Below are 20,936 nucleotides of genomic sequence, written 5' to 3' on the forward strand. Positions count from 1 at the left end.
GCGAATTCAGCCCGGGCGGCCGTCGATGCGCGGCGTGGCGTAGATCCACAGCGAGCGCAGCACCCAGGGGAGGAAGACGAGCAGCCAGCCGAGGCCGGCGGCCAGGAACCACGGCGCGGGATTCGCGGCCAGCTCCGAACCCACGCGCAGCAGCGCCACGGCCTGCATGCCGATGAAGGCCAGCGCCGGGATGCGCCCCAGCACCAGCGGCCGGCCCGAATGGCCCTGGGTGACGCGCGTCACCATGGCCACCAGCAGGCTGCCGAAGAAACCCACCGCCACCGCGTGCACCGGGCCGCGGCCCAGGGTGAATTCACCCGTGCCCAGGAACCACAGGCTCTGCACGGCGTACAGCGCAAGCGCGATGGGCAGCCAGGCGTAACCCACGAACAGCACCCGCAGCAGCGCCGGCGCCTTGCCGCGCGGCCACCAGCGCCAGAGCATCAGGCCGTGCAGGGCCAGCAGCGGCAGGTCCACCAGCCACAGCCACTGGTAGAGGTGGGCCAGTTCCAGCGCCAGGTGGCCCAGCCACAGCGGCCAGCAGGCGGCCAGCAGCCACATCGGCCGCCAGGCGCGGTAACCGGCCACCACGTTGCCGGCGAAGAAGGGGAACATGCGGTGCGCCACCGTCGAATAAATGGGCACCAGCAGGCCGAAGGTGCCGATCTTGAGCATGGCGAAGGCCAGGCGCGGCTCCTGCGGCATGTGCAGGTACACGGCGAAGGCCAGCAGCCCCGCCAGGCCCATCACCAGCCCCGCGAAGCACGACACCGCGTGCCAGTTGCCGCTGCGGTCGCGCGCCAGCCAGCCGGCCAGCACGGCCATGGCGGCCAGCCAGCCGGCCAGCGTGTTCACCACGCCGATGTGCAGCAGCAGCGCCGAGCCCGACAGCAGGCCGGCGAGCGTCAGCGCCTGGCCGGCCACCAGGCCCAGGCCCACCGGCAGGTAGTGCCAGCGGCTGGCCTCCACCTGGCCCATCCAGCGCGGGAAAACGGTGAGCAGGAAGCCGAAGATGAAGGCGGGCAGCACCTGGTACTGCATGACGAAGGCATGCATCCAGCCGGCGGGCACGCTGGGCGTGGGCAGCAGGCCGCCCAGCCAGCCGGTCCACCAGGCCATGGCGGCCAGCACGTTGGCGGCGCCCACGAAGAACAGCAGGCGGTGCGGGGCGGCCGCGATGGCGGCCAGCGGGAAGGGAGAGGCTTGCGGCAGGGTGGCCATGGCGGGCTCCTGGGAACGTGCCGCCATGGTGCGGGCACGGCCGCGGCCGCGCCTTGATGCAAGTCAGTCGCAACGCCCCCGGTCAGGGTTCGGCGTGGCGCCGCAGCAGGTTGAAGTAGGACTTGTTGAGCAGGTCGAGCGCGCGCTGGGTGCCTTCCTTGCCCACCAGCTGGTCGCGCGCCTCGGACAGGTCGTACAGCATCTCGCGCACGGCCGGTTCGCGCACCAGGCTCTGCACCCAGCCCACCACGGCCAGGCGTTCGCCCTGTTCCACCGGCCGCACGCGGTGCAGCTGGCCGGTGGGGTAGCAGATGGCCGAGCGGGCGGGCAGCTTGTAGGCCGATTCGCCGCTGCCGGTTTCGAAGGCCAGCTCGCCGCCCTGGTAGGCGTCGGGCTCGTTCAGGAACAGGGTGAAAGAAACATCGCTGCGCACGTGGTTGGGTTCGCCCATGATCGGCGCGTCCACGTGCAGGCCGTAGGCCATGCCCGGCTGGTAGCGGCTGACCAGCATGGCCGCCAGCCGGCGCGGGTGGGCGATGCCCATGAAGGCGTCGCAGCGGCCCAGGGCCTGCATGACCACGGCGGAGATTTCCTTCATCACCGGGTGGTTCCAGGGGATCTGCTGGTTGTTCTTGGCCTTCTGCAGCAGCTCACCGGTGGTGGCCTTGCCGTCGGTGAAGGCGACGGTGGCGGCGAGCCGCTTGATCAGCACCAGTTCGTCGGGGGTGATCAGTTCCGGCAGGGTCAGGATCATGGCGGGGCTCGTGGCGTTCGCGGGTTTCCAGGGCCCAGTGTAGGGCCTCGCGCCGGGGCGCCACTACCGCCGGTGCGCGGCTGGCACACTGGCGCGGTGCGAAATCGTCCCCCCGCCATTGAAGGATTGGCCGCCAGCAGGCTGCAGCTGCCGCCTGGGCCCTGGGCCACGGTGCTCGAGGGCCTGTGCGCGCGATTCCGGGCGGTGCCGCGTGCGCAGTGGCTGGACCGCATGGCGCGTGGCCGGGTGCTGGATTCTTCCGGCCGGCCGCTGGCGCCGGACACGCCGTACCGGGTCGGGCTGGAAGTGCACTACTACCGCGAGGTGGCCGAGGAGCCACGCATTCCCTTCGAGGAAACCGTGCTGCACGCCGACGCCGACCTGCTGGTGGCCGACAAGCCGCACTTCCTGCCGGTGGCGCCCACCGGCGCGCACGTGCACGAAACCCTGCTGGGCCGGCTCATCCGCCGCACCGGCAACCCCGGCCTGGTGCCGCTGCACCGCATCGACCGCGACACCGCCGGGCTGGTGCTGTTCTCGGCGAACCCGCGCACCCGTGCGGCCTACCAGGCGCTGTTCCGCGAGCGCCGCATCGATAAGGGCTACGAGGCGATCGCGCCGGCGCTGCCGGGCCTGGAATTCCCGCGGGTGCGCCGCAGCCGCATCGTGCCCGGCGAGCCCTTCCACCGCATGCAGGAGAGCGACGGCCCGCCGAACAGCGAAACCCGCATTGATGTGATCGAGCGTGGCGAGGGCATGTGGCGTTACGCCCTGTCGCCGGTCACCGGCCGCAAGCACCAGCTGCGCGTGCACATGGCGGCGCTGGGGGCGCCGATCGTGGGCGATCCGCTGTATCCCTCGGTAGCCCATCGCGGGCCGGGTGACTATTCGGCGCCGCTTCAACTGCTGGCGAAGCGGCTGGAGTTCGTCGACCCCGTCACCGCCGAAACGCGGTGCTTCGCCAGCCGCTTCCGGCTCAGGGCGTGACCGGCGCGGCTTCGGCCGCGAGGGTTCCGGGCGCCTCGTCGAAGGTCTCTTCGTCCGGCCCGATCACGCGATAGCCGCGCGCGGCGAGCGTCGCCAGGACGCCGTCGTCGGCGAGGAGCAGGGAGATCGGCACCACGCCGACCGTCGTGCGGTGTTCGGCCAGCACCTGCTCCGCCGCCTCCACCCACCTGGCCTGCATTTTCGCGCGCACGTCGTCGACGCCGCGCTGGCGAAGGACCGGGGCGTCCAGCAGCGCGGTGATGCAGGCGCCCGCCGGATAGGAATCGTGCAGCGTGCGCAGCGCTTCGATGTCGCCGGTCGCCCACGCCCTGGCGCGGTCGGACAGCAGGGTGACGTCACCCTCCAGGTGGCGAAGCGTGCGCTCGAAACATTCGACGTCGTCGAGATCGCCCTGCTTGAATTCGCGCAGGGCCTGGCGCGGATCATCGATGGTGATCACCAGCGTGACCGGGATGCGCGGCAGCTTTCGGCGCTTTGCAGCTTCGTACACGTGGCCGCTGGCCGGGGAATCGAAGGAAAGGCCGGCGCGTTCGACCCGCTTGCTGTACAGCTTTTCCGCGGCAAACACCGGCCGCCAGCGTTCGATGCCGCGGTCGCGGCCGATGTACTCGGCCTTCAGCGCGCTCCAGCGCGCATGCAGCTCAGGCGCCAGCACATCGGACAAGGTCTTGTTGTCGGGCAGCTTGCGGGCGCCGAGGGCCGAGGGCAGCAGCGTCATCGCGTGCAGCATGCCGCGGCCCGTGGTGACTGAAACGCCGGGGGCTTCCAGGACGGCATCGGCTTCGGCCAGGCGCGCGTCTATTTCCGCGGACTGCCACTGCATGCGGCGGGGCACCGGGCTGAGGCTGCCGACCAGCCAGAGCACGTGGTCGTCGCGGCGAACCTGCCACAGCCCGGGGCCAGGCATCACGCCGGTGACTTCAACCTCGGCGAGCGTCGCGGGCGGTTCCTCCGGGGCCGTGTCCGCATGCGCGGCGTTCCCGAGCAGCAGCAGTGACGCAAGCAGGCCTGTCCGCAAACGCTGGCTCATCCGAAGGGTCTCGAGGGGCGGTGCGCGAAGCCTAGTGGGGCCTGCGTTAAACCATGGTTATCGCAGGGCGCGGCGGAAAAAAACGGGGCCGCAATGCGGCCCCGTCGAGGGTTGTCGAACCCGGGGATGCGCCATCCTTAGCGCGCGGTCTCGACGCCTCCCTCCACCTTGGCCGGGGCCGTGCGGGGCGCGATCCACAGGCGCAGCACGAACCAGGCCAGCGACAGGGCGCCGACGCTGAAGATCGTGTCGCCCGGAACGCGCATCCACACCAGCATGTCGATGATCGGCCGCTGCATGAACTCGGCCGAGCGCGCGAACCAGTAGCCTTCGCCGATCGCCGCGTTGAGCTGCAGGATGCCGATCGGCAGCAGGGTGAACAGCGCCATGCCCGCCAGGCCGATGTTCATCGCCCAGAAGGCGGTGCGCAGCGGCGCTCCCGGCCAGATCGCGTTCGGCTTCATGCCGCGCAGGCAGAACAGCATCAGGCCGATGCCCAGCATGCCGTACACACCGAACAGCGCCGTGTGGCCGTGCAGCGGGGTCAGGTTCAGGCCCTGCATGTAGTACAGCGGCAGCGGCGGGTTGATGAGGAAGCCGAACAGGCCCGCACCGACGAGGTTCCAGAACGCCACCGCGGTGAAGAACAGGATCGGCCACTTGTAGCGCTGCATCCACGGCGTGGCATGGCCCAGCTTGTAGGTGTGGTAGGCCTCGAAGCCCACGTAGGCCAGCGGCACCACTTCCAGCGCCGAGAACGAAGCGCCCAGCGCGATCACCGCCGTCGGGGTGCCCGTGAAGTACAGGTGGTGCAGGGTGCCCAGCACGCCGCCCGCCATGAACACGATGGTCGCGAACAGCACCGCCACCGTGGCCGTCTTCACCTTGATCAGGCCCAGCTTGGTGAACAGGAAGGCGATGACGGCCGTGGCGAACACTTCGAAGAAGCCTTCGACCCACAGGTGCACCACCCACCAGCGCCAGTATTCAACCATCGACAGGTGCGTGTGCTCGCCCCACAGCAGGCCGGCGCCGTAGAACAGGCCGATCGCCACGGTGGAGAGGAAGAGCAGGGTGGTGATGGACTTCGACTCGCCGCCCTTGCGGATGGCCGGCACCAGGCAGCGGCCCACCAGGGTCAGCCAGATGCCCAGGCCCAGGAACAGGAACCACTGCCAGAAGCGGCCCAGGTCCACGTATTCCCAGCCCTGGTGGCCCCACCAGAAGTTCTTCTCGAGGCCGAGCTTCTGCATCACCGCGAACCACTGGCCCGCGAACGAACCGACCACGATGATGATGAGGCAGACCCAGAGCACGTTCACGCCCAGCGCCTGGTATTTCGGCTCATGGCCGGAGATGGCCGGGCCGATGTACAGGCCCATGCCCAGCCAGGCCGTGGCGATCCACAGCACCGCCAGCTGCGTGTGCCAGGTGCGCGTGAGCGAGTAGGGCAGGATCTCGGAAAGCGCGAAGCCGTAGGCTTCCTGGCCTTCCACCTGGTAGTGCGCGGTCACCGCGCCCAGCAGGATCTGGGTGAGGAACAGCGCGATCACGATCCAGAAGTACTTGGCCGTGGCCTTCATCGACGGCGTCACCACCACCTGCGCCAGCGGGTCGGTGAGCGGCAGCTTCGGCTCCTCGTCCTTGCCGTGGCTGACGGCGTAGTGCCAGCCCAGCAGGGCCACGCCGGCGATCAGGAACAGCACGCTGAACACCGTCCAGGTCAGCAGGTGCGGCGGCGGCACGTTGCCCACCGTCGGATCATGCGGCCAGTTGTTGGTGTAGGTGATGTCCTTGCCCGGGCGCTCGGTGACGGCCGTCCAGGCGGTCCACCAGTAGAACGCGGTCATCTGGCGGCGGTGCTCGGCGTTCGGGACGGTGTCGTCCTTCATCGCGTAGGCCTCGCGCAGCACCTTGGTGGCCGGGTCGTTGCTGAACAGGCTCTGGTAGTGCGCCGAGACGTTGGTGATGGCCGCCAGGCGGTCGGCGTCGATGGTGATGGTGCCGCTGCCTTCGTCGAAGGTGTTGGCACGCATCATCTGCTGCAGGCGGGCCTCGAGCGCGGCCTGCTCGGGCTTGCCGAGCGAGGCGTAGTCGGGGGCGGAGTATTCGGCCCGGGCCCAGCGGTCGAGGATGTCCACCGCCTCGCGGTGCAGCCAGTCGGCCGTCCAGTCCGGGGCGACGTAGCCGCCGTGGCCCCAGATCGAGCCCAGTTGCTGGCCGCCGATGGACTGCCAGACGGTGCGGCCGGTCTGGATGTCATCGCGGGTGAAGACCACCTCGCCCGAGGTCGTGACGACCTTCTCGGGGATCGGGGGCATGACACGGTGGATCTCGCTGCCGACCCAAAGCAGGGCGGCGAACGACACCGTGAGCAGGACGGCGAGTGCTGTCCATAGTTTGCGGGTACTGCTCATGACGGCTCTCCTGACAGGATGCCGCCATGCTCGTCACCGGGCCCTTCCCGGTCACTGACTCAGGTCAAGTGGCCTTCAGTTCCGCAGCACGGCCCGGGCCAGCTCTTCGAGGCCGGCGGGGTTGGTGATTTCCAGCTCGCGCCGCTCCACCTTCACCAGGCCGTCTTCCTGCAGGCGGCGCAGCACGCGGCTCACCGTTTCCGGGGCCAGGCGCAGGTAGTTGGCGATGTCGGTGCGGGTCATGGTCAGGTGCAGGCGCGTGGCCGAGAAGCCGCGCTGGGCGAAGCGCCGCGACAGTGCCACCAGGAAGGCGGCCATGCGCTGGTCGGCGCTGTAGTCGCCGGCCAGCAGGGCGGCCTTGCCGATGTCCTGGCTGAGCAGGCGGAACAGCTGGGCCTGCAGCCCCGGCATGCGGGTGGCCAGCAGGGCCATCTTCGGGAACGAGAACCGGCACAGCATCACCGTGTCCAGCGCCACCGCGTTGCAGGGGTAGCGGGCCTCGGAAATGGCGTTGAGGCCGATGATCTCGCCGGGCAGGTGGAAGCCCAGCACCTGCTCCTGGCCGGTGGCGTCGAGCACGTAGGTCTTCACCGTGCCGGCGCGCACCGCGGCGATGGCGTTGAACTCGTCGCCCTCGCGGAAGATGTGCTCGCCCTCGTGGAAGGGCCCGATGTGCTCGACCAGCACGTGCAGGTCCATCAGCGACGACTTGTCGTAGCCCTGCGACAGGCAGGCGTCCGAGAACGCGCAGGTGCTGCAGAAATGCAGGGCGTCGCCGTCGTCGGCGATGGGGTTGTGCCGCGGGCGGTGCGCCGGCGGGGTCACGGGGTCGCCCCGGCCAGGCTCAGATGGCCTTGGAGAAGCGGGCGGGTTCGGCCTGGGCCTGGTGCAGGTAGCGGTCGAAGCATGCCGCGATGATACGCAGCAGGAGCCGCCCGCGCGAGGTCGCCGTGATCCGGGTGGCCGAGACCTCGACCAGGCCGTCGGCCTTCAGGGGCTCCAGCCGGGCCAGGTCGTCCTGGAAGTAGAGGCCGAAGTCGATGGCGTGGCGCTCCTCGAGCTCGGGGATGTCCACCTCGCCCTGGCACATCAGCTGCTGGATCAGGTCGGCCCGGAGCACGTCGTCGGCGTCGAGCTGCATGCCGCGCCAGGTGGGCAGGCGGCCGTTGTCGATGGCGATCTCCCAGCTGGGAAGGTCGCGCGGGTTCTGGCTGTAAGTGTCGCCGATGTGGCTGATGGCGCTCACGCCCATGCCCACCAGGTCGCAGTCGGCGTGGGTGGTGTAGCCCATGAAGTTGCGGTGCAGGCCGCCCTTCTCCTGGGCCACCGACAGGTCGTCTTCGGGCAGGGCGAAGTGGTCCATGCCGATGTAGCGGTAGCCGGCGGCCGAGAGCTTTTCGATGGCCAGCTGCAGCAGGCCGAGCTTGTCCTCGGCGCTGGGCAGCAGGGCTTCGTCGATCTGCTTCTGCGGGCGGAACAGCTGCGGCATGTGCGCGTAGCTGTAGATGGCCAGGCGGTCGGGGCGGGTGGCCACCACGGTGTCGAGGGTGCGGCCAAAGCCTTCGCGGGTCTGGCGCGGCAGGCCGTAGATGAGGTCGACGTTGACCGAGCGGAAACCGTGCCTGCGGCAGTCGTCGATCACCGCCTGGGTTTCCTCCACCGACTGGATGCGGTTCACCGCGGCCTGCACGGCCGGGTCGAAGTCCTGCACGCCCAGGCTGGCGCGGTTGAAGCCCATGAAGGCCAGGGCCTCGATGTCGCCCTTGTTGATGAAGCGCGGATCGAGTTCGATGGAGAAATCACGCCCCGGCGACTGGCTGAAGCGGAAGTGGGTGTTGAGGCTCTCGAGCAGCTCGCCGATCTGGGTGGGGCTGAAGAAGTTCGGCGTGCCGCCGCCCAGGTGGATCTGCAGCACCTCGCGGTCGCGGTCGAACAGCGGGCCCAGCATGGCCACCTCGCGCACCAGGCGCGACAGGTAGGTTTCGGCGCGGGCCAGGTCGCGGGTGATGATGCGGTTGCAGCCGCAGTAGAAGCAGGGGCTGAAGCAGAACGGCACGTGCGCGTACAGCGACAGCCGGCGCGGGATCGGGTCGTCGTTGCTCAGGCGCGCCGCCTTGGCGAATTCCGCCGGCCCGAAGCCGGGCTTGAACTGCGGCGCGGTCGGGTAGGAGGTGTAACGGGGACCCGGCCGGTCGTACCGGCGGAGCAGGTCGGCGTCGAAGGGAGGGATGGCGGCCATGGCAGGCAGACTAGCGGCCGGCGCCGGCCGCGTCCTTGACACCGGTCAAGCCGCAGTATGCGCTCAGATCCATTTGGCGCGACGCAACACGACGAACAACCCGGCCACCACCGCCACGGTGGTGCCCACCAGGATGGCGTAGCTGTAGCGGCCGCCGAGCTCGGGCATGTGCTGGAAATTCATGCCGTACCAGCTGGCGATCAGCGTGGGCGCGGCCAGCAGGCCGGCCCAGCCGGCCAGGCGCTTCACCACTTCGCCCTGGGCCACGGTGACCAGGGCCAGGTTCACCGACATGGCCGCGGTGAGCATTTCGCGCAGGGTGTCGGTGGCGTCGTTCACGCGCAGGGTGTGGTCGTACACGTCGCGCAGGTACAGGCGCATTTCCTCGCCCACCAGGTGGGTGTGCACGCGGGTGAGCTGGCCGGTGATGTCCTGCATGGGCGCCACCGCCAGCCGCAGCCGGGTGAGTTCGCGCTTGAGCTCGTAGAGCTTGCGCACCGTCTCGCGGCTGAAGGCCTCGGCGAAGATGTCCTGCTCGAGCTCGTTGAGCTGGTCGCGGAACTCGTCGACGATGGGCAGGTAGTTGTCGACGATGAAGTCGAGCACCGCGTACAGGCCGTACACCGGGCCGATGGCCAGCAGCTCGGGTTCGCGCTCGCAGCGGGCGCGCACCGTGTTGTACGACAGCGAGGTGCCGTGGCGCACGGTGACCAGGTAGCGCTGGCCGACGAAGATGTGGGTTTCGCCGAACGAGACCTTGCCTTCCGTGGCCTGCGCGGTGTGCACGGCGATGAACAGGGAATTGCCGTAGGCCTCGATCTTCGGCCGCTGGTGCGCGTGGTGGGCGTCCTCGATGGCCAGGTCGTGCAGGTCGAATTCCTCCTGCAGCTTGTCGAGCAGCGATTCCTCGGGCTCGTACAGGCCCACCCAGACGAAGCTGCCGTCGTCGACGGCCAGCACGTCGCTGATCTGGTCGAGGGTGATGTCGCGGCGGCTGCCGTCGCGGTCGTAGCGGACGCAGTTCACCACGCAGGCGGGCGAGGGCTTCAGGGAATTCTCCATGCCGGCATCATCGGCCGGCATGGGCCCGCGGGCAAGGTCAGCGCTTCGGGTCGAAGGTGCGCAGCAGCGCCCAGTGCAGCGGCAGGAGCAGCAGCACCCATTCCACGTTCTGCTGCGGCAGGAAGGGCAGGAACTTCATGAAGCCCGCCACCGCGGCGCCGCCGGCCACCAGCCACAGCAGCGGCCGGAAGCCGCGCCCGGGTTCGCGGCGGCGCAGGCGCGCCCAGGCGCCGGGCAGCAGGGCCAGGCAGAGCGGGCTGAGCAGCAGCAGGTTCTCGTTGCCGTGCGCGGCCACGTGGGCGGTGCCCAGCCACAGGAAGGCCAGGGTCAGCCCGGCCAGGCCGGCAACCGTCCAGAAGGCCAGGGCGCCGACGGCCAGCGCGCGCGGCGCGCGGCGGCCGGCCCACAGCACCAGGCCGGCCAGCGCCAGGCCGGCCAGGAAAGCCTGGCCGCGCAGGCGCGGGGCCTCGGCGGGCGGCTGGCCGATGCGGTGCGGCAGCACGGATTCCTCGCGGGCCACCAGCGGGCGGCCGTCGGCGAGCTTCACTTCGCGCAGCGCGTCGCGCAGGCGCATGGGGATGAACGACTCCTCCCAGCGCGACAGCGGGCGGTCGGCGTAACCGGCCAGGCCGACGTGGAAACCCACGGCCATCCACGGCGCCGGCGCGGCCAGGCGCAGCGATTCGCTGCGGAAGGTGTTGCCCTGCGAGCGGCCGGAGAGCTGCGCCTTTAGCGCGCCGTCGAGGGCCTCGTCGAGCGCGTCGCGCACCTTGGTGGAGCAGTTGGCGGTGTAGTAGTCGTAGGTGTAGCGGGCGTTCTCCGGGCGGGCGTGCACGGCCAGGGCGGCGGCCAGCGCCGTGGCCTGTTCCGGCGACAGGTCGAGCCACTGCACCACCACGCCGCGGCCGGCGCGTTCGTAGCCGTACAGGTCCTGCGACAGCGACAGCACTTCCAGCCGGTAGTTCATGCGGCCGCGCACGAAGTTCCAGTGGAAGCCGGGTTCGTCGAGGTCGAAGAAGCCGAAGTTGTAGGACAGCGGGCCGGGGCCGGCCGGGTCGTCCACGACGATGGCGTTGTGGCCGAAGCGTTCCCAGAAGACCTCGCCCGGCTCCATGGTGAGCACGCCGATGCGCGGCGCGGCCGCGGCCAGGCCGGGCAGCAGCCAGGCCAGGCACAGCAGCAGGAGCATCGGCAGGGCGGCCGCGCCGCGGCGCCGCTCAGGCTTCTGCATGCACGCTCACCACGAAGGTATGCACGCGGCGGCGGTCGGCGCGGCCGACGCGGAAGTGGAAGCGGCCCAGGGCCAGCTCCTCGCCCGCCTCGGGCAGGTGGCCGATGGCCGCGGTGACCAGGCCGCCGATGGTGTCGTATTCGTCGTCCGGGAAATCGGCGCCGAACTGGTCGTTGAAGTCGCCGATGGGGGTGAGCGCGTCGACCATGAACTGGCCGTCGGCCTGGGCGGCGATGAGCTTGGCCTCGTCGGCGTCGTCGTGCTCGTCGTCGATCTCGCCGACGATCTGCTCGAGCACGTCCTCGATGGTGACCAGGCCGGCGACGCCGCCGTGTTCGTCCACCACGATGGCCATGTGGTTGCGCGAGAGCCGGAATTCCTTGAGCAGCACGTTCAGGCGCTTGGACTCGGGGATCAGCACCGCCGGGCGCAGCAGTTCGCGCACGCTGCCGGGACCGCCGTCGGCCACCATGCCGCGCAGCAGGTCCTTGGCCAGCAGGATGCCGAGGATCTCGTCGCGGTCCTCGCCGTGCACGGGGAAGCGGCTGTGGCCGGATTCGACCACCATCCGCATCAGGTCCATGAACTTCGCGTCCACGGGCAGGGACACCATCTGCGAGCGGGGCACCATGATGTCGCCGACCTGCTGCTCGGACACCGACAGGGCGCCCTCGAGCATCTTCAGGGTATCGGCGCCGAGCAGGCCGTTGGCCTGGGCCTCGCGCAGGATCTCGACCAGGTCTTCCCTGGTCCGGGGTTCGCCGGAAAAGGCCAGGCTCAGGCGATCAAGCCAGGAGCGGCGTTCCGGCGGGCTACTAGGGGAATCTTCGGACATCTCGGCAGGGCAGGCGCCACGGCGGCGGAGTGCCCGATTCTACCCGAGAGACGTACCAGGTTCATTTTCCCAGGTACCAGGTTCATTTTCCCGGATTGGGGTCTGGCAAATGCCGGCTCCCAACCCGGGAAAATGAACCTGGTACCTTCGCTTCAATAAGGATCCGGCAGGCCCAAGCCCGCCAGGATCTCGCGCTCGAGCCGTTCCATGGCCTCGGCCTCCCGCTCGTCCTCGTGGTCCATGCCCAGCAGGTGCAGCACGCCGTGCACGGTGAGGTGGGCGTAGTGGGCGGCCAGGGACTTGCCCTGGTCCTGGGCCTCCTTGGCCACCACCGGGGCGCAGATGACCAGGTCGCCGAGCAGGGGCAGGTCGACGCCCTCGGGCAGGTCGGCCGGGAAGCTGAGCACGTTGGTGGCGTAGTCCTTGCCGCGGTAGTGCCGGTTCAGGGCCCGGCCCTCCTTGGCGTCCACCAGCCGGATGGCCAGGTCGGCGCGCCGGATGCGCCCCTGGGCGGCCGCGGCGGCCCATTTGCGGAAACTGGCGGCGCTCGGCAGGCCCTTGCGGGGCAGGCCGTAGCTGACGCCGACATCGAGCTGCACCGGACCCTTGGTCATTCCTGCGACTCCTTGCCGTCGCGGGCATCGTAAGCCCGGACGATGCGTGCCACCAGCGGATGCCGTACCACGTCGTGGGCGGTGAAGAAGGTGAAGCTGATGCCCTCCACCCCGCGCAGCACGTCGATGGCGTCGCGCAGGCCGGACTTCTGGTGCTTGGGCAGGTCGATCTGGCTCAGGTCGCCGGTGATCACCGCGGTGGAGCCGAAGCCGATGCGGGTGAGGAACATCTTCATCTGCTCGATGGAGGTGTTCTGCGCCTCGTCGAGGATGATGAAGGCGTCGTTGAGCGTGCGGCCGCGCATGTAGGCCAGCGGGGCGATCTCGATGACGTTGCGCTCGAGCAGCTTGGCCACCTTCTCCACGCCCAGCATCTCGTACAGCGCGTCGTAGAGCGGGCGCAGGTAGGGGTCGACCTTCTGGCTCAGGTCGCCGGGCAGGAAGCCGAGCTTCTCGCCGGCCTCCACCGCCGGGCGCACCAGCAGCAGGCGCTGCACGCGGCTTTCGTTCAGGGCCTCGACCGCCATGGCCACGGCCAGGAAGGTCTTGCCGGTGCCGGCCGGGCCGATGCCGAAGTTGATGTCGTGGGTGGCGATGGCGTGCAGGTACTTCGCCTGGTTGGCGCCGCGGCCGCGCACGGTGCCGCGCTTGACCCGGATGGTCACTTCCTGCGGCGAATGGCCCTGGTCGAGCCGCTCGAGGTTGGCCTGGCCCATGCGCAGGTGGATCTTGTGCGGGTCCAGGGTTTCGAACGCGGCTTCCTCGTAGAGCGCGCGCAGCAGCTTTTCCGCCGCTTCCACCGCGGCCTCGTCGCCGGTGACGCGGAACACGTGGCCGCGGTTGGCCACTTCCACGCCCAGGCGCAGCTCCACCAGGCGCAGGTGCTCGTCGGTGGGGCCGCACAGGTTCGCCAGGCGGACGTTGTCCTCGGGTTCGAGCGCGAAATCGCGCTGGCCGCGCTTTCTCATGCCAGCGCCTCCCCGGCCACCGCCACCACTTCGCCGCGCAGCGAATTGGTGCGCGCCTCGGTGATGCGCAGGTCGACGAACCGGCCCACCAGGCGCGGATGGCCCGGGAAGTTCACGTTGCGCATGTTTTCGGTCTTGCCGGTGAGCTCGGCCGGGTCCTTGGCGCTGGGGCCTTCCACCAGAACGCGTTCGATGGTGCCGACCATGGCTTCGGAAATCCTGCGCGCGTTGGCGTTGATGGCAGCCTGCAGGCGCTGCAGGCGGGCGTTGGCCACCTCGGCCGGCACCTCGTCGTGCAGGTTGGCGGCCGGCGTGCCGGGGCGGCGCGAGTAGGCGAACGAAAAGCTCTGGTCGAAGCCGACGTCCTCGATGAGCTTCATCGTGGCCTCGAAGTCGCGCTCGGTCTCGCCGGGGAAGCCGACGATGAAGTCGGAGCTGATCACGATGCCGGGCTTGGCCTCGCGCAGGCGGCGGATCTTGGCCTTGTACTCGAGCGCGGTGTGGCCGCGCTTCATGGCCGCCAGGATGCGGTCCGAACCCGACTGCACGGGCAGGTGCAGGAAGCTGGCCAGCTGCGGCACGTCTCGGTGCGCTTCGATCAGCGCGTCGGTGAATTCCACCGGGTGCGAGGTGGTGTAGCGGATGCGGCCCACGCCCTCGATCTGGGCGATGGCGCGGATGAGCAGGGCCAGGTCGGCCTCGTCGCCGTCGGCGGTGGCGCCGCGGTAGGCGTTGACGTTCTGGCCGAGCAGGTGGATCTCGCGCACGCCCTGGGCGGCGAGCTGCGCGCATTCGAGCAGCACGTCGTCGAAGGGCCGGCTCACCTCCTCGCCGCGGGTGTAGGGCACCACGCAGAACGAGCAGTACTTCGAGCAGCCCTCGATGATGGAGACGAAGGCCGTGGGCCCCTCCGCGCGCGGCTCGGGCATGCGGTCGAACTTCTCGATCTCGGGGAAGCTCACGTCCACCTGCGGCCGGCCGCTGTCGCGGCGGGCGTCGATCATGCCGGGCAGGCGGTGCAGGGTTTGCGGGCCGAACACCAGGTCGACGAAGGGCGCGCGCCGGAGGATGGCCTCGCCCTCCTGGCTGGCCACGCAGCCGCCGACGCCGATCAGCACCGGCTTGTCCTTCTTCAGGTGCTTCCAGCGGCCCAGCTGGGAGAACACCTTCTCCTGGGCCTTTTCGCGGATCGAGCAGGTGTTGACCAGGATGACGTCGGCCTCGGCCTCGTCCTGGGTCAGTTCCAGGCCGTGTTCGGCGGCGAGCACGTCGGCCATGCGGGCCGAGTCGTACTCGTTCATCTGGCAACCGTGGGTCTTGATGTAGAGCTTGCCCTTGGCAGGCGAAGTCCCGGGCATGGCGGCGGTTAATCCGTTCCGGAGGGGGGCAATAGTGTAGCGCGGGGGAGGGGGGCCACTTGGCAAGCGGCCCCGGCAGGAGTAAACCTCGCGCCCATGACCCTCCGTCCCGCCCTGCTGGCCTGCCTGCTGGCCGCCGCCGCCTTCCCGGCCGCGGCGGGCACGCTCTACCGCTGCACCGGCGCCGACGGCATCCCCAACTACACCGGCCAGAAGATCGCCGGCGCCAGCTGCAAGGTGGTCTCCACCTTCAGCCAGGCCGACGCCCGGCCCCGGGCCGCGGCGCCTTCGGCCGCGGCGGCGAATGGCGGCGGGGGTGGCAGCCGCCCCGCCGCGGCCCCGGTGAGCTTCCGCACGGCCAGCGCCGGCCAGTCGCTGGCGGCGGCCGATGCCAGCGCCGGCGCCCGGGTCACCCGCGGCGCGGTCTACAAGTACGAGCGCGACGGCGTCACCCACTACACCAACGTGCGCCCGGCCGGCAGCGGCGCGCAGATGTTGTTCAGCTACGTCGAGACCTGCTACGCCTGCGGCCTGCTGCCGGGCGTCGATTTCGGCACCGTGCGCCTCAACCTCGACGCCTATTCGGGCGAGGTGAAGGCCGCCGCCCAGGAGTTCGGCGTGGAAGAGGCGGTGGTGCGGGCGATCATCCACGCCGAATCGGCCTTCCGCCCCAACGCCGTCTCGCATGCCGGCGCCCAGGGCCTGATGCAGCTGATCCCGGCCACGGCCAGCCGCTTCGGCGTCTCCGACGTGTTCGACCCGGCCCAGAACATCCGCGGCGGCGTGCAGTACCTGGCCTGGCTGCTCAAGCGCTACCAGGGCAACCTGACCCTGGCGGCGGCCGGCTACAACGCCGGCGAGGGCGCGGTGGACCGCCACGGCGGCGTGCCGCCCTATGCCGAGACCCAGCGCTACGTCGAACGCGTCGGCCAGCTGGCCGAGCGCTACCGCGGGGCCCTGACGGCCCAGTGAGGCCCGGCGCGGGCGGTCGTGCCGCCGCCGTTGTCGCTCTCGCGCCGCGTCCGCTACAATTGCGCGTCTTTGCCGGCCCGGTGGGCCGTGCATGTTGTCTTTCAGCCACTTAGCAAGAGTTTTCGGAGAGCCGGATGGCTAACGAAGGGGTCAACACGGGGCGTCGCCGCTTCCTGACTGCCAGCACCGCCGTGGTCGGCGCGGTGGGCGTGGGGTTCGCCGCGGTGCCGTTCATCAGTTCCTGGAAGCCCAGCGCCCGGGCCCAGACGGCCGGCGCGCCGGTCGACGTCGACATCAGCAAGATCGACCTCGAGCCGGGCATGCGCATGATTGTGCAGTGGCGCGGCAAGCCGGTGTGGATCTTCAAGCGCACGCCGGAACAGCTGGCCGCGCTGCCGAAGCTCAACGACCGCCTGCGTGACCCGGACTCGGAGAACGCCGACCAGACGCCGGCCTTCGCCAAGAACGAGGGCCGCTCGATCAAGCCCGAGCTCGCCGTCATCGTCGGCATCTGCACTCACCTGGGCTGCTCGCCGAGCTACGTGCCGGAACTGCAGCCGCAGGCCTTCGACAGCGAGTGGCAGGGCGGCTTCTACTGCCCGTGCCACAACTCGCGCTTCGACCTGGCCGGCCGCGTGTTCCAGGGCGTGCCCGCGCCTTCGAACCTCGAGGTCCCGCCCTACCACTTCGTCGACGACAACCATCTGGTCGTGGGCGTCGCGCCCGAGGGAGCCGCGTAATGGCCAACATGATCTCCCGCTCCGTCGAGGGCGTCGTGGGCTGGTTCAACGAGCGCACCCCCGGCCTGATCCCGGCGTACAAGAAGCACATGTCGGAGTACTACGCTCCGAAGAACTTCAACGTCTGGTACTACTTCGGCTCGCTGGCCATGCTGGTGCTGGTCAACCAGATCGTCACGGGCATCTTCCTGACGATGCACTACAAGCCGTCCGCCGCCGAGGCCTTCGCCTCGGTCGAGTACATCATGCGCGACGTCGAGTGGGGCTGGCTCATCCGCTACATGCACTCCACGGGCGCTTCGCTGTTCTTCGTGGTGGTGTACCTGCACATGTTCCGCGGCCTGATCTACGGCTCGTACCAGAAGCCGCGCGAGCTGGTCTGGGTGCTGGGCGTGGTCATCTTCCTGGTGCTCATGGCCGAAGCCTTCATGGGCTACGTGCTGCCCTGGGGCCAGATGTCCTACTGGGGCGCGCAGGTGATCATCAACCTGTTCGGCGCCATCCCGGTGGTCGGCGTCGAGCTGACCGAGTGGATCCGCGGCGACTACCTGGTCGCCGACGCCACCCTGAACCGCTTCTTCGCCCTGCACGTCATCGCGCTGCCGCTGGTGCTGCTGCTGCTGGTGGTCCTGCACCTGGGCGCCCTGCACGAAGTGGGTTCGAACAACCCCGAGGGCGTGGACATCAAGAAGGTCAAGGACAAGGACACCGGCAAGCCCAAGGACGGCATCCCCTTCCACCCGTACTACACGGTGAAGGACCTGTTCGGCGCCGGCTTCTTCCTGATGATCTTCGCCTTCATCGTCTTCTTCGCCCCGGCGATGGGCGGCTGGTTCCTGGAGTGGGACAACTTCATCGCGGCCGACCCGCTGGTGACCCCGGCGCACATCAAGCCGGTGTGGTACTTCACCCCGTTCTACGCGATGCTGCGCGCCATCCCCGACAAGCTGCTCGGCGTGATGGTGATGGGCGGCGCCACCATGATCCTGTTCGCGCTGCCCTGGCTCGACCGCTGCAAGGTCAAGTCCATCCGCTACCGCCCGATGCTGCACAAGATCCTGATCACGATCTTCTGCGTCGCCTTCGTGGTGCTGGGCTGGCTCGGCGCGCAGTCGGGCTCGGACACCCAGAAGCTGGTGGCCCAGGTCCTGACCGGCTATTACTTCCTGTTCTTCATCACCATGCCGTTCTGGTCCGCCATGGGCCAGACCAAGGCCGTTCCCGAGCGGGTGCCCTCGCATGACTAAGCTGCGCCTCATTGCCCTCCTGCTGGCCCTGGTGCCGGCGATCGGCCTCGCGGCCGGTGCCGGTCCGAAGCTCGAGACCTCGGGTACCGACCTCAGCGACAAGGCCTCGCTGCAGCGCGGCGCCGGCCTGTTCATGAACTACTGCGCCGGCTGCCACGCCCTGTCCATGCACCGCTACTCGCGGATCGCCTCGGACCTGGAGCTGAGCCCGGAGCTGGTGGAACAGAACCTGATGCCGGCCCACGCCAAGATCGGCGAGAACATCAACACCGGCATCAACACCGGCGACGGCAATGCCTGGTTCGGCAAGGCCGCGCCCGACCTGAGCCTGATCGCCCGCGCCAAGCTCGGCGGCCCGGATTACGTGTACTCGTACATCAAGGGCTTCTACATCGACGAAACCCGCCCGCTGGGCTGGAACAACACCGTGTTCCCGGGTGCCTCGATGCCGAACGTGCTCTGGGACCTGCAGGGCATCCAGCGCCCGGTGTACGACCAGGGCGCCGACGGCCAGAGCCACATCACCCGCCTCGAGCTCGCCAGCCCGGGCCGGCTGAGCCCGGAGGAGTTCGACCGGGTGGCCCGCGACATCAGCGCCTTCCTGCAGTACGTGGCCGAGCCGGCCGCGCTCAAGCGCGAGTCCGTCGGCGTCTGGGTGCTGCTGTTCCTGGGCTTCTTCACGTTCATCGCCTACCTGCTGAAGCTGGAATACTGGCGCGACGTGCACTGATTTCCCCGTGGAATCAGTGGCTTGGGGCCGCCTTCGGGCGGCCCTTTGCTTTTCCGGGTGCCCCGGCTTGCGGGAAACCGGCCGTTTCGGGCAGGGTTAAGCCTTCACGACGACCGCCGGCAGGGGCTGGCGGCGCCCTGGGGGATCCCTTGATGGCAGCCAGTCCGCGTATCCGCAACGCCCTGACCCTGTTTTCCGCCCGTGATTGCGTCGTATGCCACCGCGTCAGGCTGGTGCTGGCGGCCAAGGGCGTCACCTACGAGCTGGTGCCGGTGGACCCGGCCAGCCCGCCGGAAGACCTGGTGGACCTCAACCCCTACCACTCGGTGCCCACCCTGGTGGACCGCGACCTGGTGCTCTACGCCGCCTCGGTGGTGTCGGAGTACCTGGACGAACGCTACCCGCACCCGCCGCTGATGCCGGTGGACCCGCTTTCTCGCGCCCGCCTGCGCCTGGCCATGCTGCGCCTGGAGCACGAATGGGTGCCGCACGTGCAGGCCGTGCAGCATGGCACCAAGGCCCAGGCCGACGCCGGCCGCAAGCGCCTGAAGGAGCTGCTGCTGGCCTCGCTGCCGTTGTTCAAGGCCTCGAAGTTCTTCCTCAACCCGGAGATGAGCCTGGCCGACTGCGCCATCGCGCCCATCATCTGGCGCCTGCCGGCGCTGGGCGTGCAGCTGCCCAAGGAAGCCAAGCTGATCGAGGACTACGGCAACCGCATCTTCCGCAACCCGGCTTACCTGCGTAGCCTTACGCCGGAAGAAAAGGCGCTGCGCGAACTCCCTCAATGACCGAAAGCACGACCCGCATGGGTTCCAACCGCCCCTACCTGCTGCGGGCCCTCAACGAGTGGATCAACGACAACGGGATGACGCCCTACCTGCTGGTGGATGCCGGCCGGGACGGGGTGCAGGTGCCCGCGTCGTCGGTGAAGGACGGGCGGGTGGTGCTCAACATCGCCCCGCGCGCCGTCGCCCACCTGGCCATCGACAACCACGAAGTGCGCTTCATGGCGCGCTTCGGCGGCGTCAGCCAGTCGGTCATCGTGCCGGTGTCGGCGGTGATGGCCATCTACGCCCAGGAAACGGGGCAGGGCATGATGCTGCCCGACGACGGCGGTTCGATCGACGATGACGGCCCGGAGCCGCCGTCGGGGCCGGACGCGGGCGGCGAGCCGCCGCGCCGCAGCCACCTGCGCGTGGTGAAGTAAGGCCGCTCAGTCCAGGGTCGGGCCCGCGGGGCCCGGCGGCATCGGCCCGGCCAGGGCGCGCAGCTGGCGCCCGTGCAGCACGATGCGGCCGGCGTGGCGGTCTTCGCCGCCGGTGGAGTATTCAAAGCCGAAGTGGCGCTCCAGGCCCAGCCAGCCGTCCGGCCCGCGCCGCACCCGGATGGCCAGCAGGTGCACGCTCTGGTCGAGCCATTGCACGCCGGCGCGTGCGCAGGCGCGCTGTCCGATGACAGTGGCGGTTTCCGCCGCGGCACGGCCGGCAAACCAGAAAACCAGCAGGCCCATGGCCAGCGCGGAAACGATCAGGGTCGAGAGCATGCCTGCAGTGTGGGGACGCCGCGGCCGGCCCACAAGCCGCCCCCTGCCCGCCTTGCCTTCACATGGCTAAGATAGGCGCGGACCTTGGCCGGACGGCCACGCCGATTCGCAGGAGAGCGAAGATGAAACTGGTGTTTCCCAATGGCGAACACGCGCAGGTGCTGCTCAGCCACGGCGTGAACCGCATCGGCTCCGGCGCGGAAGGCGCGGTGGTGCTGTCCGAGCCCGGCGTCGCGCCGCTGCACTGCGAAATCCACGTCACCAGCACCGGCGCCAACCTGCAGGTGCCCGCGGGCGGCGGCGCGGTGACGGTGAACGGCAAGCCGGTGGCCGACATCATGGCGCTGCGCGCCGGCGACCAGATCGGCATCGGCCCGGTGCAGGCGCGCTTCGCCGTGGTGGAGGCCGCGCGCTCGGCGCCCACGCCCTCGGGCGCCGCCGAGGAAGACACCGGCGCCACCCGCGTGCGCATGGCGGTGCCCAAGTACGTGCTGCGCGGCGTGTCCGGCGCAGTTTTCGGCAAGGTGTTCCCGGTGACCGGCCCGGTGGTGATCGGCCGCGCGGCCGAGGCCGACATTTCCGTGCAGGCCGACGAGATCTCGCGCCGCCACGCGCTGGTCAAGCCCACGCCGGACGGCCTGTCGGTGGAGGACCTGGGCTCCTCGAACGGCACCTTCATCAACGGCAAGCACGTGCAGCAGGGTTTCCTGAAGCCCGGCGACGAACTTCGCCTCGACGCCGTGCGTTTCATCCTGGTGGCGCCGGGCATGGAAATGGCCCAGCAGACCACGCGCCTGGCCACGCCCGAGGCCGCGCCGGCCGCGGCCGGTGGCGGCGGCGTGAGCAAGTGGGTGCCGATCATGCTCACCGCCGCGGCGGTGCTGGTGATCGTGGCGCTGGTGCTCAGCCGCGGCTGATTGCACCTGCTGTTGTAGGAGCGGCTTCAGCCGCGAAGCTTCTCGCGAAG

General features: G+C 69.6%; 21 protein-coding genes. 8 read left to right on the plus strand and 13 right to left on the minus strand.

Annotated features, from left to right (window positions below; translation table 11 throughout):
• Positions 1 to 6: 6 nt before the first annotated feature.
• Together ACE3Q2_RS09895 and ACE3Q2_RS09900 are read right to left on the minus strand one after the other, a co-directional pair.
• On the minus strand, positions 7 to 1,221 hold the full coding sequence (locus ACE3Q2_RS09895; RefSeq protein ID WP_374473894.1) for an NnrS family protein: 1,215 nt from the start codon (positions 1,219 to 1,221) through the stop codon (positions 7 to 9).
• Between the two features lie 82 nt (positions 1,222 to 1,303).
• Complete coding sequence (locus tag ACE3Q2_RS09900; protein ID WP_374473895.1) at positions 1,304 to 1,975, minus strand: Fe2+-dependent dioxygenase; 672 nt, start codon at positions 1,973 to 1,975, stop codon at positions 1,304 to 1,306.
• 126 nt (positions 1,976 to 2,101) lie between these two features.
• On the opposite strand from ACE3Q2_RS09900, the gene ACE3Q2_RS09905 reads away from it, so the two are divergent.
• Positions 2,102 to 2,962 (plus strand): RluA family pseudouridine synthase, encoded by an 861-nt coding sequence (locus ACE3Q2_RS09905; protein WP_374473896.1) that lies wholly within the window; start codon positions 2,102 to 2,104, stop codon positions 2,960 to 2,962.
• Here the strand turns inward: ACE3Q2_RS09905 and ACE3Q2_RS09910 are convergent.
• The 10 genes from ACE3Q2_RS09910 to miaB form a co-directional block, all read right to left on the minus strand.
• Positions 2,952 to 4,013, minus strand: coding sequence for a TraB/GumN family protein (locus tag ACE3Q2_RS09910; protein WP_374473897.1), 1,062 nt, complete (start codon positions 4,011 to 4,013; stop codon positions 2,952 to 2,954). The genes ACE3Q2_RS09905 and ACE3Q2_RS09910 overlap by 11 nt on opposite strands.
• A gap of 137 nt (positions 4,014 to 4,150) precedes the next feature.
• Positions 4,151 to 6,430 (minus strand): nitric-oxide reductase large subunit, encoded by a 2,280-nt coding sequence (locus ACE3Q2_RS09915; RefSeq protein WP_231697330.1) that lies wholly within the window; start codon positions 6,428 to 6,430, stop codon positions 4,151 to 4,153.
• A 75-nt stretch (positions 6,431 to 6,505) separates the two neighbouring features.
• Positions 6,506 to 7,255: a helix-turn-helix domain-containing protein gene (locus ACE3Q2_RS09920; RefSeq protein WP_231697329.1), complete on the minus strand. Its 750-nt coding sequence runs from the start codon at positions 7,253 to 7,255 to the stop codon at positions 6,506 to 6,508.
• A 19-nt stretch (positions 7,256 to 7,274) separates the two neighbouring features.
• On the minus strand, positions 7,275 to 8,669 hold the full coding sequence (hemN, locus tag ACE3Q2_RS09925) for an oxygen-independent coproporphyrinogen III oxidase (RefSeq protein WP_374473898.1): 1,395 nt from the start codon (positions 8,667 to 8,669) through the stop codon (positions 7,275 to 7,277).
• Between the two features lie 63 nt (positions 8,670 to 8,732).
• Positions 8,733 to 9,731, minus strand: a complete 999-nt coding sequence (gene corA / locus ACE3Q2_RS09930) for a magnesium/cobalt transporter CorA (protein WP_231697327.1) — start codon at positions 9,729 to 9,731, stop codon at positions 8,733 to 8,735.
• Between the two features lie 37 nt (positions 9,732 to 9,768).
• A complete protein-coding gene (locus ACE3Q2_RS09935; RefSeq protein ID WP_374473899.1) occupies positions 9,769 to 10,962 on the minus strand; it encodes a DUF4105 domain-containing protein in 1,194 nt (397 codons plus the stop codon).
• Positions 10,949 to 11,797 carry a transporter associated domain-containing protein gene (locus ACE3Q2_RS09940; protein ID WP_231697326.1) on the minus strand — a complete coding sequence of 283 codons (849 nt, stop codon included), beginning with the start codon at positions 11,795 to 11,797 and terminating at the stop codon, positions 10,949 to 10,951. Before ACE3Q2_RS09940 ends, ACE3Q2_RS09935 begins: the two co-directional genes overlap by 14 nt.
• Positions 11,798 to 11,949: 152 nt before the next feature.
• Positions 11,950 to 12,411, minus strand: a complete 462-nt coding sequence (gene ybeY / locus ACE3Q2_RS09945; protein WP_374473900.1) for an rRNA maturation RNase YbeY — start codon at positions 12,409 to 12,411, stop codon at positions 11,950 to 11,952.
• Positions 12,408 to 13,379, minus strand: a complete 972-nt coding sequence (locus ACE3Q2_RS09950; protein ID WP_374473901.1) for a PhoH family protein — start codon at positions 13,377 to 13,379, stop codon at positions 12,408 to 12,410. Before ACE3Q2_RS09950 ends, ybeY begins: the two co-directional genes overlap by 4 nt.
• Entirely contained in the window at positions 13,376 to 14,737 is a 1,362-nt protein-coding gene (gene miaB, locus ACE3Q2_RS09955; protein WP_374473902.1) for a tRNA (N6-isopentenyl adenosine(37)-C2)-methylthiotransferase MiaB, read from the minus strand. Before miaB ends, ACE3Q2_RS09950 begins: the two co-directional genes overlap by 4 nt.
• 96 nt (positions 14,738 to 14,833) lie before the next feature.
• Here miaB and ACE3Q2_RS09960 point away from each other — a divergent pair, with 96 nt between their 5' ends.
• The 6 genes from ACE3Q2_RS09960 to ACE3Q2_RS09985 all read left to right on the plus strand — a co-directional run bounded on the left by ACE3Q2_RS09960 (position 14,834) and on the right by ACE3Q2_RS09985 (position 19,633).
• On the plus strand, positions 14,834 to 15,709 hold the full coding sequence (locus ACE3Q2_RS09960) for a lytic transglycosylase domain-containing protein (protein WP_231697322.1): 876 nt from the start codon (positions 14,834 to 14,836) through the stop codon (positions 15,707 to 15,709).
• A gap of 134 nt (positions 15,710 to 15,843) precedes the next feature.
• Entirely contained in the window at positions 15,844 to 16,449 is a 606-nt protein-coding gene (gene petA / locus ACE3Q2_RS09965) for a ubiquinol-cytochrome c reductase iron-sulfur subunit (RefSeq protein ID WP_231697321.1), read from the plus strand.
• Positions 16,449 to 17,696, plus strand: coding sequence for a cytochrome bc complex cytochrome b subunit (locus ACE3Q2_RS09970; protein WP_374473903.1), 1,248 nt, complete (start codon positions 16,449 to 16,451; stop codon positions 17,694 to 17,696). The genes petA and ACE3Q2_RS09970 overlap by 1 nt, the downstream gene beginning before the upstream one ends.
• The gene (locus ACE3Q2_RS09975; RefSeq protein ID WP_231697320.1) at positions 17,689 to 18,426 is read left to right on the plus strand and encodes a cytochrome c1; all 738 of its coding nucleotides are present in this window, start codon (positions 17,689 to 17,691) and stop codon (positions 18,424 to 18,426) included. The genes ACE3Q2_RS09970 and ACE3Q2_RS09975 overlap by 8 nt, the downstream gene beginning before the upstream one ends.
• A gap of 152 nt (positions 18,427 to 18,578) precedes the next feature.
• The gene (locus ACE3Q2_RS09980; RefSeq protein WP_043801062.1) at positions 18,579 to 19,214 is read left to right on the plus strand and encodes a glutathione S-transferase N-terminal domain-containing protein; all 636 of its coding nucleotides are present in this window, start codon (positions 18,579 to 18,581) and stop codon (positions 19,212 to 19,214) included.
• Entirely contained in the window at positions 19,211 to 19,633 is a 423-nt protein-coding gene (locus tag ACE3Q2_RS09985) for a ClpXP protease specificity-enhancing factor (RefSeq protein WP_231697319.1), read from the plus strand. Before ACE3Q2_RS09980 ends, ACE3Q2_RS09985 begins: the two co-directional genes overlap by 4 nt.
• Positions 19,634 to 19,639: 6 nt before the next feature.
• Here ACE3Q2_RS09985 and ACE3Q2_RS09990 read toward each other — a convergent pair whose 3' ends face one another.
• Entirely contained in the window at positions 19,640 to 19,969 is a 330-nt protein-coding gene (locus ACE3Q2_RS09990; RefSeq protein ID WP_231697318.1) for a DUF3301 domain-containing protein, read from the minus strand.
• Positions 19,970 to 20,091: 122 nt separating this feature from the next.
• On the opposite strand from ACE3Q2_RS09990, the gene ACE3Q2_RS09995 reads away from it, so the two are divergent.
• Positions 20,092 to 20,886: an FHA domain-containing protein gene (locus ACE3Q2_RS09995; protein WP_231697317.1), complete on the plus strand. Its 795-nt coding sequence runs from the start codon at positions 20,092 to 20,094 to the stop codon at positions 20,884 to 20,886.
• Positions 20,887 to 20,936 lie beyond the last annotated feature (50 nt).

Source organism: Arenimonas sp. (genome assembly GCF_041913985.1).
GTDB lineage: Bacteria > Pseudomonadota > Gammaproteobacteria > Xanthomonadales > Xanthomonadaceae > Arenimonas.